Source organism: Roseburia sp. CLA-AA-H209 (assembly GCF_020687575.1).
In the GTDB taxonomy this organism is placed as follows: Bacteria; Bacillota; Clostridia; order Lachnospirales; family Lachnospiraceae; genus Roseburia_C; species Roseburia_C amylophila.
Map to the genome: position 1 here is coordinate 46,440 of NZ_JAJEQU010000007.1, position 15,629 is coordinate 62,068.

Annotated in this window: 14 protein-coding genes and 1 pseudogene; 9 read left to right on the forward strand and 6 right to left on the reverse strand. The window is 41.7% G+C overall.

Going from position 1 to position 15,629, the window contains the following annotated elements:
- Positions 1–153 precede the first annotated feature (153 nt).
- From LKD41_RS08175 to LKD41_RS08185, 3 genes are read right to left on the reverse strand one after another with little or no spacing between them, the layout of a single operon-like run.
- Complete coding sequence (locus tag LKD41_RS08175; RefSeq protein ID WP_022243337.1) at positions 154–765, reverse strand: manganese catalase family protein; 612 nt, start codon at positions 763–765, stop codon at positions 154–156.
- Positions 766–1,032, reverse strand: coding sequence for a spore coat protein CotJB (locus tag LKD41_RS08180; RefSeq protein WP_022243336.1), 267 nt, complete (start codon positions 1,030–1,032; stop codon positions 766–768). It lies immediately after the preceding gene.
- Positions 1,032–1,247, reverse strand: a complete 216-nt coding sequence (locus LKD41_RS08185) for a spore coat associated protein CotJA (protein WP_022243335.1) — start codon at positions 1,245–1,247, stop codon at positions 1,032–1,034. The genes LKD41_RS08180 and LKD41_RS08185 overlap by 1 nt, the downstream gene beginning before the upstream one ends.
- Before the next feature lie 141 nt (positions 1,248–1,388).
- On the opposite strand from LKD41_RS08185, the pseudogene feoB reads away from it, so the two are divergent.
- The 5 genes and pseudogenes from feoB (at position 1,389) to LKD41_RS08215 (ending at position 8,809) form a co-directional block, all read left to right on the forward strand.
- Positions 1,389–3,627 (forward strand): annotated as a pseudogene (gene feoB / locus LKD41_RS08195) (ferrous iron transport protein B).
- Between the two features lie 12 nt (positions 3,628–3,639).
- Positions 3,640–3,810: a FeoB-associated Cys-rich membrane protein gene (locus LKD41_RS08200; RefSeq protein WP_227700904.1), complete on the forward strand. Its 171-nt coding sequence runs from the start codon at positions 3,640–3,642 to the stop codon at positions 3,808–3,810.
- Positions 3,811–3,960: 150 nt separating this feature from the next.
- Complete coding sequence (locus tag LKD41_RS08205) at positions 3,961–5,469, forward strand: 4Fe-4S dicluster domain-containing protein (protein WP_117841180.1); 1,509 nt, start codon at positions 3,961–3,963, stop codon at positions 5,467–5,469.
- Between the two features lie 23 nt (positions 5,470–5,492).
- Entirely contained in the window at positions 5,493–6,956 is a 1,464-nt protein-coding gene (gltX, locus tag LKD41_RS08210; RefSeq protein WP_022243331.1) for a glutamate--tRNA ligase, read from the forward strand.
- A 17-nt stretch (positions 6,957–6,973) separates the two neighbouring features.
- Complete coding sequence (locus LKD41_RS08215) at positions 6,974–8,809, forward strand: ATP-dependent helicase (protein ID WP_117841178.1); 1,836 nt, start codon at positions 6,974–6,976, stop codon at positions 8,807–8,809.
- Positions 8,810–8,816: 7 nt separating this feature from the next.
- On the opposite strand, the gene LKD41_RS08220 is transcribed toward LKD41_RS08215, so the two are convergent.
- Both LKD41_RS08220 and LKD41_RS08225 read right to left on the reverse strand, forming a co-directional pair.
- Positions 8,817–9,125, reverse strand: coding sequence for a DUF1292 domain-containing protein (locus tag LKD41_RS08220; RefSeq protein ID WP_227700905.1), 309 nt, complete (start codon positions 9,123–9,125; stop codon positions 8,817–8,819).
- A 15-nt stretch (positions 9,126–9,140) separates the two neighbouring features.
- On the reverse strand, positions 9,141–10,235 hold the full coding sequence (locus LKD41_RS08225) for an HD-GYP domain-containing protein (protein ID WP_022243328.1): 1,095 nt from the start codon (positions 10,233–10,235) through the stop codon (positions 9,141–9,143).
- Positions 10,236–10,366: 131 nt separating this feature from the next.
- Between LKD41_RS08225 and LKD41_RS08230 the strand changes: the two genes are divergently transcribed.
- From LKD41_RS08230 to trpS, 3 genes are read left to right on the forward strand one after another with little or no spacing between them, the layout of a single operon-like run.
- Entirely contained in the window at positions 10,367–12,214 is a 1,848-nt protein-coding gene (locus LKD41_RS08230) for a glycogen operon protein GlgX (RefSeq protein ID WP_227700906.1), read from the forward strand.
- A 6-nt stretch (positions 12,215–12,220) separates the two neighbouring features.
- Complete coding sequence (locus LKD41_RS08235) at positions 12,221–12,769, forward strand: DUF5662 family protein (protein ID WP_227700907.1); 549 nt, start codon at positions 12,221–12,223, stop codon at positions 12,767–12,769.
- Positions 12,770–13,774 carry a tryptophan--tRNA ligase gene (trpS, locus tag LKD41_RS08240; RefSeq protein ID WP_227700908.1) on the forward strand — a complete coding sequence of 335 codons (1,005 nt, stop codon included), beginning with the start codon at positions 12,770–12,772 and terminating at the stop codon, positions 13,772–13,774. It begins immediately after the preceding gene.
- Here the strand turns inward: trpS and LKD41_RS08245 are convergent.
- Positions 13,771–14,739, reverse strand: a complete 969-nt coding sequence (locus LKD41_RS08245) for an RluA family pseudouridine synthase (RefSeq protein WP_227700909.1) — start codon at positions 14,737–14,739, stop codon at positions 13,771–13,773. The genes trpS and LKD41_RS08245 overlap by 4 nt on opposite strands.
- 120 nt (positions 14,740–14,859) lie before the next feature.
- Here LKD41_RS08245 and sigK point away from each other — a divergent pair, with 120 nt between their 5' ends.
- Positions 14,860–15,495: an RNA polymerase sporulation sigma factor SigK gene (gene sigK / locus LKD41_RS08250; RefSeq protein WP_227700910.1), complete on the forward strand. Its 636-nt coding sequence runs from the start codon at positions 14,860–14,862 to the stop codon at positions 15,493–15,495.
- Positions 15,496–15,629 lie beyond the last annotated feature (134 nt).

Consider the following 15,629-nt stretch of genomic DNA (forward strand, 5'->3'; position numbering starts at 1 on the left):
GTGATACGCTATTTTTAACTTTACAGGAAATTGCTTTCCTGTAAAGTTAAAAACGCTCCGCGAGGATGCACACTGCGGCGTATAAGGTAGATGTCGCAAGCAACCGCCGCAGGCGCGAGAATGTGCCAAGGCACATTCTTTTCGCTCACAGTTTTATTTGCAGCCGCAGCTCTTATCGAAAGCCGGGTTACATGCATAGAAGTTCTTGGAGTCAAGGTGTTCCTGTACCATCCGGAGTGCTTCGCCAAAACGCTGGAAGTGTACGACCTCCCTGGCACGCAGGAAACGAATCGGATCTACAACGTCCGGGTCTTTTACGACACGAAGAATGTTATCGTAAGTGGTGCGGGCTTTCTGCTCTGCAGCCATATCTTCCATAAGATCAGTAATCGGATCGCCTTTGGACTGGAATTCACAGGCATTCTGTGGAACACCACCGGCAGCCTGTGGCCATACGGCAAGGGTGTGGTCAATATAGTAAGGACCGAAGTTAGAGGCTTTGATTTCCTCCGGAGTCAGGTCTCTGGTAAGCTGGTGTACGATGGTTGCAATCATCTCAAAATGGGCAATTTCTTCTGTCGCAATATCGGTAAGCAGTCCGGCTACTTCACGGTAAGGAATGGAATAGCGCTGGGAGAGATAACGTAAGGATGCGTTGATTTCTCCGTCAGGACCTCCGTACTGGCTTAAGATATACTGTGCGGTTTTCGGATCGGTCTGTTTGATGTTGACCGGATATTCCAGTCTTTTTTCATACTGCCACATTTAACAATTTCCCCCTTCCCATGGATTTCTCATGCTTCCCCAGCTCCAGTGACCGTCTGTGTCGGCACCGTCTAAAGTCAGGGGACCATATTTTTCTTCATACATTTTCACTGCTTTTAACCGCAGGGTACGGTAGTGGTTATAGAAGGAAAGTGCTTCTTCATCATAAGGATGGGTGTCAAGGTAAAGGGCAGTATCATAAGCTACAAAGCTGACCTGATTAATCCAGTCTAAAAGCTGGGACTGGTCCATTGGCATATTATTCATCAGAATCTGCCTCCTTTCATGGAACCATGGAAAGGCTTATTTAAATCCTGAAAGACTGTGCCATTACGCAGAGCCTGGTCAGGTTCGTACAGATTGCCGAACTGCTGCCATGGAACATAAGCCATGGCAAGTTCCTGATTACAGGCAAACTGTTTCGTATAAGGTGTCGGAACAGCCGGACGGCTGCTTTGTGGCTGACAATTACAGTTGTTCATATGCTGACCTCAATAAAAATATTCATATTAATATATGTGCAGATGAAAAGGAATGTGAGATTTTATATTGTGAAAAAAAGAATCCTGCGGTAAAATAATTAATTGAGAAAAAATATCAATAACAAGAGAAGAGGAAAATAGATGACACTGGATGAACTTGAAATTGGAAGAGAAGCGGTAATAACCAAAGTAGGGGGAGAAGGAGCACTGCGGTGTAGATTTTTAGATATGGGGCTGATTCCAAAGACAAAGGTGCAGGTGCGTAAAGTAGCACCTATGGGAGACCCGATTGAACTCCGGATTCGTGGATATGAACTGACCATACGAAAAGAAGATGCCGGAAAAATTGAAGTAGAACCGGAGGAGAACTAGAATGATATTTGCATTAGTAGGAAACCAGAACTGTGGTAAGACCACATTATTTAATCAGCTCACCGGTTCCAACCAGCATGTTGGAAATTTCCCGGGTGTAACGGTTGACCAGAAAATGGGAGAAATCAGAGAGCATAAGGATGCGTCGGTAGTTGACCTGCCGGGAATCTATTCTCTGCGTCCATATACCAGTGAGGAGATTGTAACAAGAGATTTTATTTTAAATGAAAAGCCGGATGGAATTATCAATATTGTAGATGCAACAAATATTGAGCGAAATCTCTATCTGACCCTGCAGTTGTTAGAAATGCATATTCCGATGGTATTAGCTCTGAATATGATGGATGAGGTGCGTAACAACGGCGGAAGTATTGATGTAAAACAGATGTCTTTAGAACTGGGAATTCCGGTTATTCCAATCAGTGCGGTAAAGGGAGAGGGAGTGGAAGACCTGGTACACAGCGCCATGAAGATGGCAGGACAGAAGATATATCCAAAGGTAACGGATTTCTGCGAGAAAGGTCCTGTGCACCGCTGCATTCATGCGGTATCCCATCAGGTAGAAGACCATGCACAGAATATCGGAATGTCACCACGTTTTGCAGCAACGAAGATTGTAGAGCAGGATACAGACATTATTGACAGACTGAAGCTGAGCCAGAACGAACTGGATATGATGGAACACAGTATTGAAGAAATGGAAACAGACCATCATATGGACAGAAATGCCGCTCTGGCGGATATGAGATATACCTTTATTGAAAAGGTGTGCAGTAAATCAGTAACAAAGTGCCATGAGAGCAAAGAACATATCCGTAGTGTAAAGATAGACAACGTATTAACGAATAAATATCTTGCTATCCCGCTGTTCCTTCTGATTATGCTGCTGGTATTCTGGCTGACCTTCGGTGTTATCGGAGCATTTTTAAGTGATTATCTTGCAGTTTTTATTGCATACATAACGAATCTTGCTGACAAGGGGTTGACTTCTTATGGAATTAACCCGGTGGTACACAGCCTGATTATTGACGGTGTATTTGCCGGAGTCGGAAGTGTATTAAGCTTCCTGCCGATTATTGTGGTTTTATTTTTCTTCCTGTCTATTCTGGAAGATTCCGGTTATATGGCAAGAGTTGCCTTTGTTATGGATAAACTGCTGCGTAAAATCGGACTTTCCGGACGAAGCTTTGTTCCAATGCTGATTGGATTTGGTTGTACGGTTCCGGCAGTAATGTCAAGCAGAACTTTAGCATCCGAAAGAGACCGGAAAATGACCATTATGCTGACACCATTTATCAGCTGTTCGGCAAAAATTCCGATTTATGCGGTATTTACAGCAGCATTTTTTGAAAAATATCAGGCGCTTGTTATGATTGCACTTTATGTTGGTGGAATGGTAATGGGAATTCTGGTGGCACTTTTATTCAAGCATTCCGCATTCCGTGGAAAACCGATGCCTTTTGTCATGGAGCTTCCGAATTACCGGCTGCCATCTTTAAAGAGCGTGGTACTCCTGATGTGGGACAAGGCAAAGGATTTCTTAGAGAGGGCATTTACCGTTATTTTCCTTGCAACGATTATTATCTGGTTCTTACAGTCTTTTGATACCAGACTGAATGTAGTATCTGACAGCGCAGACAGCCTGCTGGCATTAATCGGCCGTGTGATTGCACCGGTTTTTGCGCCGCTTGGATTTGGGGACTGGAGAGTATCCACTTCTTTGATTACCGGATTTACTGCAAAAGAAGCAGTAATCAGTACCATGAGTGTACTTCTTGGAACCAGTGTGACTGCTTTGGGCAACAGCCTTGGAACTCTGTTTACGCCGGTATCAGCAGTCAGCTTCCTGGTGTTTACGTTACTTTATACACCATGTGTAGCAGCGATTGCAGCAATCAGACGGGAGATGGGTTCAAAGCTTCAGGCACTTGGTGTTGTGGTAATGCAGTGCGTGGTTGCATGGATTGCAGCATTTGTTGTCTTTCAGATTGGCAGCCTGATTTTTTAGGAGGCAGATATTATGGGCGTTAATGATATTATTTTGCTATTACTGATTCTTTGCTGGTGCGCCTTTGCGGTATATGCTATGATGAAAAAGAAAAAAGAGGGAGGCTGCATTGGCTGCAGCGGATGTAGTGGAAGGACAGATACGGATGCGGTCTGCAAAGAATGTTCCCAGAGGAAAAAGTAGTAAGAAGTATTTATTTTAGAACATAGGAGCAGGCTACTTGTATTATTGAAAGTGGTGTGCTAGATTATTGTTAGCATAGTGTTATATATTGATAATACTGTGCGTGGTTATGAACAATGATATAATACAATTTTTTTCTAGGAGGAAACGATGAGAGGACTACGTACACCAGTATCAGATTTGAGAAAAAGCATTTTTACGGAGGTAGCAAAAATTGCTTATGAAGCAGACAGTGCAAACCTGAACGATGCCGTTGAGGCAGTTCCATATACAGTTTGCCCTGGAGATGTTCCTACATACCGTGAAAGTATTTATAGAGAACGTGCGATTGCAGCAGAAAGAGTAAGACTTGCTATGGGTATGTCTTTACGGCCACAGGATAAACCGGTACATGTTACCAGTGGCCTCGAAGAGAGCAATGTGGCAGAAAAATATTATGAGCCACCTCTTATGCAGGTAATTCCATCTGCATGTAATCTGTGCGAAGAAAAGAAATATGAAGTATCCAATATGTGTCAGGGATGTATTGCACATCCATGTATGGAGGTATGTCCAAAGGGAGCAATCTCCCAGGTAGATGGCAAATCTGTAATCGACCAGGAGAAATGTATCAAATGTGGAAGATGTAAAGCAGCCTGCCCATATGATGCAATTTCCAAGAAAGAAAGACCTTGTTCCATGGCTTGTGGAATTGGAGCAATTGGAACAGATGAATACGGAAGAGCAAAGATTGATGCAGATAAATGTGTATCCTGTGGTCAGTGTATGGTAAGCTGCCCATTCGGAGCAATTGCAGATAAATCACAGATTTTCCAGTTGATCCGGTGTATGAAAGAAGGCGGAGAAGTTATCGCTGAAATTGCACCTGCATTTGTAGGTCAGTTCGGACCTGGAGCTACTCCAAAGCATGTAAAGGCAGCTTTATTAGAACTTGGTTTTTCAGAGGTTGTAGAGGTTGCACTTGGAGCTGATATCGGTGCAGTAGCAGAAGCACATCACTATGCAAATCATGTTGCAACAGGAGAGCTTCCGTTCTTACTTACTTCCTGCTGTCCTGCATGGTCCATGCTTGCAAAGACACAGTTCCCGGATTTAATCGAGAGCGTATCTTCTGAGCTTACACCTATGGTTGCTACAGCAAGAAGCATTAAGAAAGAACATCCGAATGCAAAAGTAGTATTTATCGGACCGTGTGCTGCTAAGAAACTGGAAGCAAGCAGAAGAACTGTACGAAGCGATGTTGATTTTGTAATCACATTTGAAGAGTTAGACGCTATGTTTGCAGCAAAAGGAATTGATCCGAACCAGACAGAGGGTGAAAGCTCCATGCATGATGCAACTGCTGCAGGTCGTGGATATGCATGTGCCGGTGGTGTTGCAGATGCCATTGAAAAATGTGTACATGAATATTATCCGGATGTGGATGTTAAGATTGAACATGCAGAAGGTCTTGCTGAATGTAAGAAGATGCTGATGCTTGCCAAGGCTGGTAAGATGAATGGATGTATGATTGAAGGAATGGGATGTCCTGGCGGATGTATCGCCGGAGCAGGAACTATTCTTCCGATTCCGAAAGCAAAACAGGAAATCGAGAAGATTAAGAAAGCTTCTACCAAGCAGCTTCCTCCAAAGGAATTACGGGAAATCGAATTAAATTAATAGTAAGAAAGCGGGTTAATAGAATGAGCAAGGTTAGAACCAGATTTGCACCAAGTCCTACAGGAAGAATGCATGTAGGAAATCTGCGTACAGCACTTTATGCATATTTAATTGCAAAGCATGAGGGCGGAGATTTTATTTTAAGAATTGAAGATACAGACCAGGAACGTTATGTTGAGGGAGCGGTAGATATTATCTACCGTACCCTTGAGAAGACTGGATTGTTACATGATGAAGGTCCGGACAAGGATGGCGGTGTTGGCCCATATGTGCAGAGTGAACGTCAGGCACAGGGAATTTATCTGGAGTATGCGAAGAAACTCATTGAAAAAGGAGAAGCATACTATTGTTTCTGTGATAAGGAGCGTTTAGAGAGTCTGCGTCAGACTGTTGCAGGTAAAGAGATTATTGTTTACGATAAGCATTGCCTGCATTTAAGCAAGGAAGAAATAGAAGAAAAGCTTGCTGCAGGTGTCCCATACGTTATCCGTCAGAACAATCCTCAGACAGGAACAACAACCTTCCATGATGAAATCTATGGAGATATTACCGTTGATAATGCGGAGCTGGACGATATGATTCTGATTAAATCAGACGGATATCCGACTTATAACTTTGCCAACGTAGTAGATGACCATTTGATGGGAATTACACATGTAGTAAGAGGAAATGAATATCTTTCTTCTTCTCCAAAGTATAACCGTCTGTATGAAGCTTTTGGCTGGGATGTGCCAGTGTATGTACACTGTCCGTTAATTACCAACGAAGAGCATCAGAAGTTAAGTAAACGTTGTGGACATTCTTCCTACGAAGATTTGATTGAACAGGGATTTTTAACAGAGGCAGTTGTAAACTTTGTGGCATTACTGGGGTGGAGTCCGGCAGATAACCGGGAAATCTTTTCTTTAGAGGAGCTGGTAAAAGCCTTTGATTATCATCATATGAGCAAATCACCGGCTGTATTTGACTATACAAAGCTGAAATGGATGAATGGCGAATACATCAAGGCAATGGATTTTGATTCGTACTTTGAAATGGCAGAGCCATATATCCGGAAAGTAATTACCAGGGATTATGATATCCGCAAGATTGCAGAGATGGTGAAGACCAGAATTGAAATCTTCCCGGATATTGAGAATCTGATTGACTTCTTTGAGGAACTTCCAGAGTATGATACCGCAATGTATACCCATAAGAAGATGAAGACCACAGAAGAGAGCTCTTTGGAAGTCTTGACAGAGATTCTTCCGGTATTAGAGGCTCAACAGGATTACAGTAATGATGCACTATATCAGACACTTTGTGATTTTGTGGCAGAGAAGGGCTGCAAGAATGGTTATGTATTATGGCCGGTTCGTACAGCGGTTTCCGGTAAACAGATGACACCGGCAGGTGCAACTGAAATTATGGAGATTATTGGTAAGGAAGAGTCCTTAAAACGTATCCGTACCGGAATTGCACTTCTTACGAAAGCACTTGAGAAATAAAAGTTACGAGGCATTTCATGCAATTTAATGAAGCACAACAGGAAGCTGTTGATTTTTATCAGGGTCCCTGCCTTACACTGGCGGGGCCCGGTTCAGGCAAAACTGCCGTAATTACCCATCGAACGAAAAATTTGATAGAAAAATATGGGGTGTCACCATCAGAGATTCTGGTGGTGACATTTACAAAAGCAGCCGCTATGGAGATGAAGGAGCGTTTTCTTTCGCTGACGAATCAGACATCCACAACGGCTACTTTTGGTACTTTTCATGCGGTGTTTTTTACGGTATTAAAGTATGCTTATCATTATCGGGCAGAAAATATTATAAGAGATGAGCAGAAGGTGGTATTTATCCGGAATCTTTTACGTCATTTTCCGATTGACTATGAAGATGAAAATGAATGTATCCAGACTCTGTTATCTGAAATCAGCGGTGTAAAGAATTCGAACATTCCCATTGAACATTATTATTCTTCTAATTTTCCAGAGCATACATTCCGGGATGTATTTATGAATTATCAGAAGATGCTGCAGAAGAACCGGCTGATTGATTTTGATGATATGTTAGTTTATACCTATGAACTTTTCAGCCAGCGGAAGGATATCTTAGCACTCTGGCAGAAGAAGTTCCGATATATTTTAATTGATGAGTTTCAGGATATCAATGGATTACAATATGAGATTATAAGGATGCTTGCAGCACCGGAAAATAATCTCTTTGTGGTAGGGGATGATGACCAGTCTATTTACAGGTTCCGCCAGGCAAGACCGGAGATTATGCTGAACTTTGAGAAGGATTATGCTGATGCAAAGCGGATTGTATTAAATTATAATTATCGTTCCGATGGAAATATTGTGGCAGCGGCAGGAAGACTGATTGCCCACAATACAGGGCGGTTTGCAAAGGATATTAAGGCATTTCATCCGGCAAAGGAAGCGGTAGTATGTAAGACTTACCGGACGCAGCGGGAAGAAAATTTAGGATTGATTCATGCACTTAAGGAATATACCGCAGCTGGTGGTGACTGGTCGGACGCAGCGGTGCTGTTTCGCACTAATACACAGCCAAGACTTCTGATGCAGCAGTTGATGGAATATAATATTCCTTTCCGTACAAGGGATAATATTCCTAATATTTATGAGCATTGGATTGCAAAAGATATGGAAAGTTATCTTCGGATTGCCCATGGAAGCAGAAGAAGGGCAGACTTCTTACAGATTATGAACCGGCCGAACCGTTATATTGGGCGGGACAGTCTGGAAGAGGATACCGTAGCATTTGATGTCTGGGCAGATTATTATGATAAAATGGAGCAGTCCTGGATTGCACGAAGAATCGACCGGCTTTATCATGACTGCAAAATGTTAGCCGGAATGAAGCCTTTTGCAGCGGTGAATTATATCCGCAAGGGAATCGGCTACGATGACTATATCAAAGAATATGCAGATCAGAGAGGTATGAATGAGGAAGAACTTTTGGATATTCTAGAACAGCTTACCGATATGACCAAAGAGTTCGATAGCTTTGATGACTGGCAGAAACAGAAAGAGAAATATTTAAAAGAATTACAGCGTGCCATGGAGAAGCAGCGGACGAAGGGAGAGGGCGTTGTCTTATCAACCCTACATAGCTCGAAGGGATTAGAGTATGATGTGGTATTTTTGATTGATGTAAATGAGAAAATCATGCCCTATAAGAAAGCTGTTTTAGATGCGGATCTGGAAGAGGAACGCAGAATGTTCTATGTGGGGATGACCAGAGCAAAAAAACAGCTCTACCTCTTCTCGGTAGAGCTGTTGAATAATCACAGTGCAGAACCATCCCGGTTCTTAAAAGAATTGCAGGAAACGTAATGGATGATTAGTTGTCCATTGCGTCAAATTCTGCTTCATCTAATAATTCATCAAAACGGTCGGAGACAACTTCGTATTCTTCGTCACTGTCAATATTATCTAAAGAAGGATTTCCATCCTCATCCTCGGAGTAACGATAGATATATACTTCACCATCTGCATTTTCATTTCCCATTTCATCTAAGGGCATCAGCGCAATATAATCCTGTTTTCCTGCTTCAAAGATAGTAAGAATTTTGCATTCCACATCCTGCCCATTGTCTAAATTCAATGTTACCATGATATCGTCTTCATCTTTTAACTGTTTGTTTTCCATAAAATACCTCTTTCTTTATATAATTGTCTGAACGTAGAGTTCCGGACGTTTTTCCAGATTGATAAATTTACCGTCTTCTAACCGAACCACCGGACGGGTCAGGCGATGCTTGTTAATCAGCACAATTTTACCGGTCATGCCATTACTTAGCATGACATCATTGTTAATATATGTATTGGCAATATGCTCCAAGAAGCTGGTAATAAACTGGGGTTTGTATTTACCCAGACCCTCCCGCTCAAAAGTGGCAATGACCTCAAACGGGCAGACGCCGCGGCGATAACAGCGGTCAGCAGTCATGGCATCGTAGACATCTGCAATAGCAACGATATTGGCAAAATCATCAATATCATCTCCGATAAGTCCGATTGGATAGCCGCTTCCATCACAGCGTTCGTGATGGGTGAGAGCAATTTTTTTGATACGGACAGATACATTCTGATTTTTCAGCAGTTCATAACCATATTCGGAATGTTTTTTCACCAGTTCATATTCTTCCGGGGTCAGGCGCCCTGGCTTGTTAATGATTTCAGGTGGAATTTTACTTTTTCCTATATCGTGTAAGAGACCACCCAGAGTCAGAGTTTCTAAATCATCTGCATTATAATCCTGCCACATACCAATCATTCGGCTGATTAAAGAAACATTCAGACTGTGGGCATAAGTGGAATCGGTAATTTTGCGCATATTGTGCAACATATCGAACATGGAAATTGTAGTGGAATGTCTGGCAAAAAGATCTAAAGCGCAGGATAAAAGAGCCTCCTGATCTAAAGGAATGTTTTTTGTGACAAAATCATTGATGGATTTTTCTAAAAAAGGTACTTTTTTTTCGTAATTTGCTTTAAAAACTTTGAATTCTTTACTGTTTCTTACCCGTTCAGAATACCGGTCAACTGCTTCCTTTTCTTCAGCCATTGACTGAATGGCATCAACAGGCAGAGCACCGTCTATTATTCTGGCACTCTCAATTCCGTAAAACTCAAGGTGTGCAATCATCTGAGTTGTCAGCATTTTGTGTGCTTCTACAATCATCTGCCCATGCCTGCTCATGACAGGAGTGGCAGTCACCATGCCAGGGTGTAAATCCTTTGTTGCAACTGTATGCATGAATATACCTCTTATATCACTAATTAACAATACACTACACTATAATTATAAAAATTTACATATCAATTGTCAATGAATCGTGTTATAATCTTTTCAAGAGACTTGAATATAGGAAAGTGCAGGATGATGAAATGAAATACAATGTTCGGGAAGGCGATTACAGAACCATGGGAGCAGTTGTGCGTAGTGATGGGGTTGTATTTACCTTTGAGGGGAGAAAAGAGCAGAAATGCAGTATTGTACTGTATGAAAAGAAAACAGGGAAAATTGGGAAAATACCGGTTCCGGATACTTACTATGTGGGTGCACTGCGCTCAATTATGGTAATGGGCATTGAACCGGCTTCTTTTGATTATAATTTTGAAATAGACGGTAAGGTTATGACAGATCCATATGCCAGAAGAATTGTAGGCAGGGAAAAGTGGGGAGAAAAGGAACGCTTTGGTATGGATTATCAGGTGAAAAGCGGTTTCTCCACAGATGTTTTTGACTGGGAAGAGGATGTGGCACCGGAAATTGCCAAAAAGGATATGGTCATGTACAAACTTCATGTGAGAAATTTTACCATGGAGGGTAGTAATGGCGGAGCAAGAAAAGGAACTTTTGAAGCAGTAGAGAACCGGATAGGATATCTTCGTGATATGGGCGTTACAACCGTTGAATTTATGCCTTTTTATGAATTTGAAGAGCTGATGATACCGGAAACCTGTGAACTGCCGGATTATGTGACCTGGAAGGAAGAACAGAAGACGGATACAAAGAAGCTGCCGGAAGTTGAGAAGATAAATTGCTGGGGCTATACCGAAGGCAATTATTTTGCGCCGAAGGCTGCATTTACCAAAAGCAGACAGCCGGAGCATGCCTTGAAATCATTAATTAAGGCATTGCATAAAAATGACATGGAATGTATTATGGAAATTTATTTTCCTGATACCATCAATCAGAATCTGATGTTAGAAGCCCTGCGCTTCTGGGTGATGGAATATCATGTGGATGGATTCCGTCTGATGGGAGCAAATCTTCCGGTTCGTGCTATGGCACAGGATTTGATTTTGTGCCGCAGTAAGCTGTTTGCAGATACGATTCCGGAGGATTTGCTGGAACAGGATTATGCATATCCGCATTTATTTGTTTACCGGGATGAATTTTATTATCCGTTGCGGAAAATGTTAAATCATAAGGAAATCTGTCTTACCGATTTTGTAAACCAGATGCGTAAGCAGAAGAAATATGCCGGATTTGTGAATTATGCAGCATCTAATGATGGTTTTACACTGGCAGATGTATTTATGTACAGTGAGAAACATAATGAAGCAAATGGGGAAAACAATGCTGATGGAAATGACTGGAATTACAGCGACAACTATGGCATAGAAGGACCAACCCGCAAAAAATATATAGAAAGCCTGCGTAAAAAACAGCTTCGAAATGCGATTACGGCAGTATTTTTAGCACAGGGTATTCCACTGCTTGCTGCCGGTGATGAGATTGGTAATTCCCAGAGGGGAAATAATAATGCATATTGCCAGGATAATGCGGTTGGCTGGGTAAACTGGAAAAATGATAAGAAATATGCATCCTTACAACAGTTTGTAAAGGAAATGACAGCCTTTCGTAAGGCACACCCGGTTCTTCGGATGGAAGAGCCGATGCGGATGAATGATTATAAGGGACTGGGATATCCGGATCTTTCTTTTCACTGCGATAGTGCATGGACTGTGGGATTTAGCCCGAACCGCCAGTCGGTTGGGATGCTTTATTGCGGACTGTATGCGGATTGTGAGGAAATGATTTATGTGGCATATAATTTTCACACCGGAAAACAGTTCCTTGCACTTCCGAAATTGCCAAAAAGTAAAAAATGGTATAAAGTAATGGATACAGGAAATGAAAATGGTTTTCTGGAGAAAGAAATGAAAATGGATGCAGTCCAGGTAGAAATTGCCGGGATGTCCATTCAGATATTAATAGGGAAATAAAGTAAGATGAAAGCATGGAAACATTTTTGCACAATTAATCATCACAAGATGTTGGTCATGAAAGGCTGTTTTAAAGTTGGACTTTACCGCCAGGGCTTATTGCATGATTTGTCGAAATATTCACCAACGGAATTTTTAGTGGGTTGTAAGTATTTTCAGGGAAATATGAGTCCCAACAATGCCGAGCGTGAGGATAAGGGGTATTCCGCAGCCTGGCTGCACCATAAGGGCAGAAACAAGCATCATATGGAATACTGGATTGATTACGGACCGGAGAAATGCACCGGAATTACTGGAATGAAGATGCCAACAAAATATGTTGTTGAGATGTTTATTGACCGGGTGGCAGCAAGCAGGAATTACCAGAGAGAAAAATATACCGACGAAAGTCCTCTGGCTTATTACGAACATGGAAAGCAGTATCATATTATTCATGAGGAATCAAGAGAACTTTTAGAGTGCCTTCTTCATATGCTGGCAGAATGCGGCGAAGAAGAGACTTATGCATATATTCGATATGAAGTATTGAAAAATAAAAGAAAGAAGGATAAATAAATGTTAGACGGAAAGAAGATTTTATATAGTGGAATGCAGGCAACAGGAACCCTTACCCTTGGAAATTATTTGGGAGCATTGAAAAACTGGGTAAATCTTACAGATGAATATGAATGTATCTATGGTGTTATGGATTTACATTCCCTTACCTTAAGACAGGTGCCGGCAGAGTTCCGCAAAAATGCCCGTTCTCTTTATGCATTATATGTAGCGGCAGGATTAGACCCGGAGAAAAACTGTATTTATTATCAGTCCCATGTATCCGGACATGCAGAATTAAGCTGGATATTAGGCTGCTTTACTTATATGGGAGAGTTAAACCGTATGACACAGTTTAAGGACAAGGCTGCAAAGCATGCAGATAATATCAATGCAGGTCTTTATACCTATCCGGTATTAATGGCGGCTGATATTTTATTGTATCAGGCAGATGTGGTTCCGGTTGGAGTAGACCAGAAGCAGCATCTTGAGATCACCAGAGACATTGCACAGCGTTTTAATGCTATTTACGGAGATGTATTTACAATTCCGGAGGCATATATCGGAAAAGCAGGTGCAAAGATTATGAGTCTGCAGGAGCCGGAGAAAAAGATGTCAAAGTCCGATGAGAATCCGAATGCAACTATCCGCCTTTTAGATGATAAAGATACCATTATCCGCAAATTTAAACGTGCAGTAACCGACTCCGGCAGTGAAATTGTATATCGTGAAGATAAACCGGGCATTAGTAATCTGATTGATATTTATGGTTGTGTAACCGGTAAGACAAGAGAAGAAACCGAAAAAGAATTTGACGGAAAAGGCTACGGTGATTTCAAACTGGCAGTAGGAGAGGCAGTTGCTGCAGAGTTAGAGCCATTGCAGAAACGTTATGGGGAACTGATGGCAGACAAGACCTATCTTGACAGCATGATTAAAATGAATGACGAAAAAGCAGCTTATTATTCTAATAAGACCTTGCGTAAGGTACAGAAGAAAGTCGGACTTACCGAAAGAATCCGTTAATCCGAAAATAGATTGTCCAGATTTGGAACATGAAATTCAGGGAACAGCATTTGCATATCGGCAGGAAGTGGAGCCGTAAAGCAGAGCTGTTCCTTTGTGATTGGATGTTCGAATTTTAACTGGCAGGCATGAAGAGCCTGCCTTTTTGTCAGGGAAAAATCCGGGTTATAAAGGAAATCTCCAATTAAAGGGTAGCCGAGGTAGCTCATATGGACACGAATCTGGTGGGTTCTGCCGGTGTCAAGCCGCAAAGCAATAAGGGAGAGTGCATCCGGTGAAAGAGGCTCCCTTGAAAAAGTATTTTTTGGAAAAATTTTTTTCACAGCTAGTCTGCGGTAATGGGTGCAGGCGTATTCACCTTGCTCAAAATCTACCTGACGCTCTAATACAGAACCTTCCTTTCTGCCGATTGGCGCAGTAATGGTACCGGATTCCGGGGTAATACCACGGACAATGGCAAGATAGGTGCGGTGGATTTTCCGTTCATTCATCTGCCTGCCTAAGATACCGCCACTGAGACTGTTTTTTGCAAGGATTGTGATACCGGTAGTATCCTTATCCAGCCGGTTGATGCAACGGAAAGGACCGGCTTCGTTTTTGCTGCCCAGATAATAAAAGACAGCATTGGAGAGGGTATGCTCGTAATGTGTCATGGATGGGTGGACAGGCATATGTGCCGGTTTATTGATAACGAGAATATCTTCGTCTTCATAGAGGATGGAAAGGGGAATGTTTTCCGGTGCGGGATAGCTTTTTGGCATAGATTCTTCTAAAATAATCTTTAATTTATCAGAAACCTTCAGCCGGTCACTGCTGTGCCCGGTATCACCGTTTCGGAAAAGAACATCTTTGGTGCGGAAAAGATGTGCCCGGAGCCCTTTCGGGTATCCTTTTTCCGTAAGAAATTCTCTTATCGTATAGTTTTTGTATTCATTTGTTATGGTATAGTCTAATATTCGCTTCATAAGGATAATTATAAAGGAAAAAGACACAGAAGAAAAGGATAGAGATAAAAAAAGGAGGAAAGGCACGAAGAACCTGGCAGACGCATAGAATATAATAAATCGCTTTTTAAGGGTGCTGTATTGAAAACATTTTTATCTCCATTGACTATACAGGAAGAGAAGCAATATTTAAAGCAGCTTGGGGAAGGCAGCCTTGAAGCAAAACATATTCTGATAGAACATAATATGCGTCTGGTAGCACATGTGGTAAAAAAATATCAGAATGTGGAAGAGGATATGGAAGATCTGATATCGATTGGAACCATTGGATTGATTAAAGCAATCGATACCTTCCGGGTAGAAAAAGGAAATAAGCTGGCAACTTATGCAGCGAGATGCATCGAAAATGAACTTCTGATGTATCTGCGCAGTAAGCGTAAAATTGCCAGGGAAGTGTCTCTTTATGAGCCAATCGGAACAGATAAAGAGGGAAACCAGATACATTTACTGGATATTGTAGAGCATAACGAACCGGATGTGGTGGAGCAGATGGAGTATGACAGAAATGTGAAGACATTATATGAAATACTGCCCCGGGTTCTAAACAGGCGGGAACAGATTATCATAAACCTGCGCTATGGTTTGAAAACGGACTGTCCGGTGACACAAAAGGAGATTGCAAAAAGTTTAAATATCTCGAGATCCTATGTTTCACGAATTGAAAAAAGGGCATTGGAGAAGCTGAAAGCTTATTTTGAAAAAGGTTACAATTATTAAATTTTTATAATGTGTTAAATTGGTATTTGAAAAGGATGGATTTCATGATATGATGAGTCCATCTTTTTTATCGAAATAAATGATGAATAACCCATCTTGGGGCTGCTCATGTAAATTGCAGAGTTCTTCTGCAG

What these genes read in the sequence shown, in the direction of transcription:
- LKD41_RS08175 (WP_022243337.1), bottom strand. Translation starts at nt 765, where the DNA reads ATGTGGCAGTATGAAAAAAGACTGGAATATCCGGTCAACATCAAACAG.
- LKD41_RS08180 (WP_022243336.1), bottom strand. Translation starts at nt 1,032, where the DNA reads ATGAATAATATGCCAATGGACCAGTCCCAGCTTTTAGACTGGATTAAT.
- LKD41_RS08185 (WP_022243335.1), bottom strand. Translation starts at nt 1,247, where the DNA reads ATGAACAACTGTAATTGTCAGCCACAAAGCAGCCGTCCGGCTGTTCCG.
- LKD41_RS08200 (WP_227700904.1), top strand. Translation starts at nt 3,640, where the DNA reads ATGGGCGTTAATGATATTATTTTGCTATTACTGATTCTTTGCTGGTGC.
- LKD41_RS08205 (WP_117841180.1), top strand. Translation starts at nt 3,961, where the DNA reads ATGAGAGGACTACGTACACCAGTATCAGATTTGAGAAAAAGCATTTTT.
- gltX (WP_022243331.1), top strand. Translation starts at nt 5,493, where the DNA reads ATGAGCAAGGTTAGAACCAGATTTGCACCAAGTCCTACAGGAAGAATG.
- LKD41_RS08215 (WP_117841178.1), top strand. Translation starts at nt 6,974, where the DNA reads ATGCAATTTAATGAAGCACAACAGGAAGCTGTTGATTTTTATCAGGGT.
- LKD41_RS08220 (WP_227700905.1), bottom strand. Translation starts at nt 9,125, where the DNA reads ATGGAAAACAAACAGTTAAAAGATGAAGACGATATCATGGTAACATTG.
- LKD41_RS08225 (WP_022243328.1), bottom strand. Translation starts at nt 10,235, where the DNA reads ATGCATACAGTTGCAACAAAGGATTTACACCCTGGCATGGTGACTGCC.
- LKD41_RS08230 (WP_227700906.1), top strand. Translation starts at nt 10,367, where the DNA reads ATGAAATACAATGTTCGGGAAGGCGATTACAGAACCATGGGAGCAGTT.
- LKD41_RS08235 (WP_227700907.1), top strand. Translation starts at nt 12,221, where the DNA reads ATGAAAGCATGGAAACATTTTTGCACAATTAATCATCACAAGATGTTG.
- trpS (WP_227700908.1), top strand. Translation starts at nt 12,770, where the DNA reads ATGTTAGACGGAAAGAAGATTTTATATAGTGGAATGCAGGCAACAGGA.
- LKD41_RS08245 (WP_227700909.1), bottom strand. Translation starts at nt 14,739, where the DNA reads ATGAAGCGAATATTAGACTATACCATAACAAATGAATACAAAAACTAT.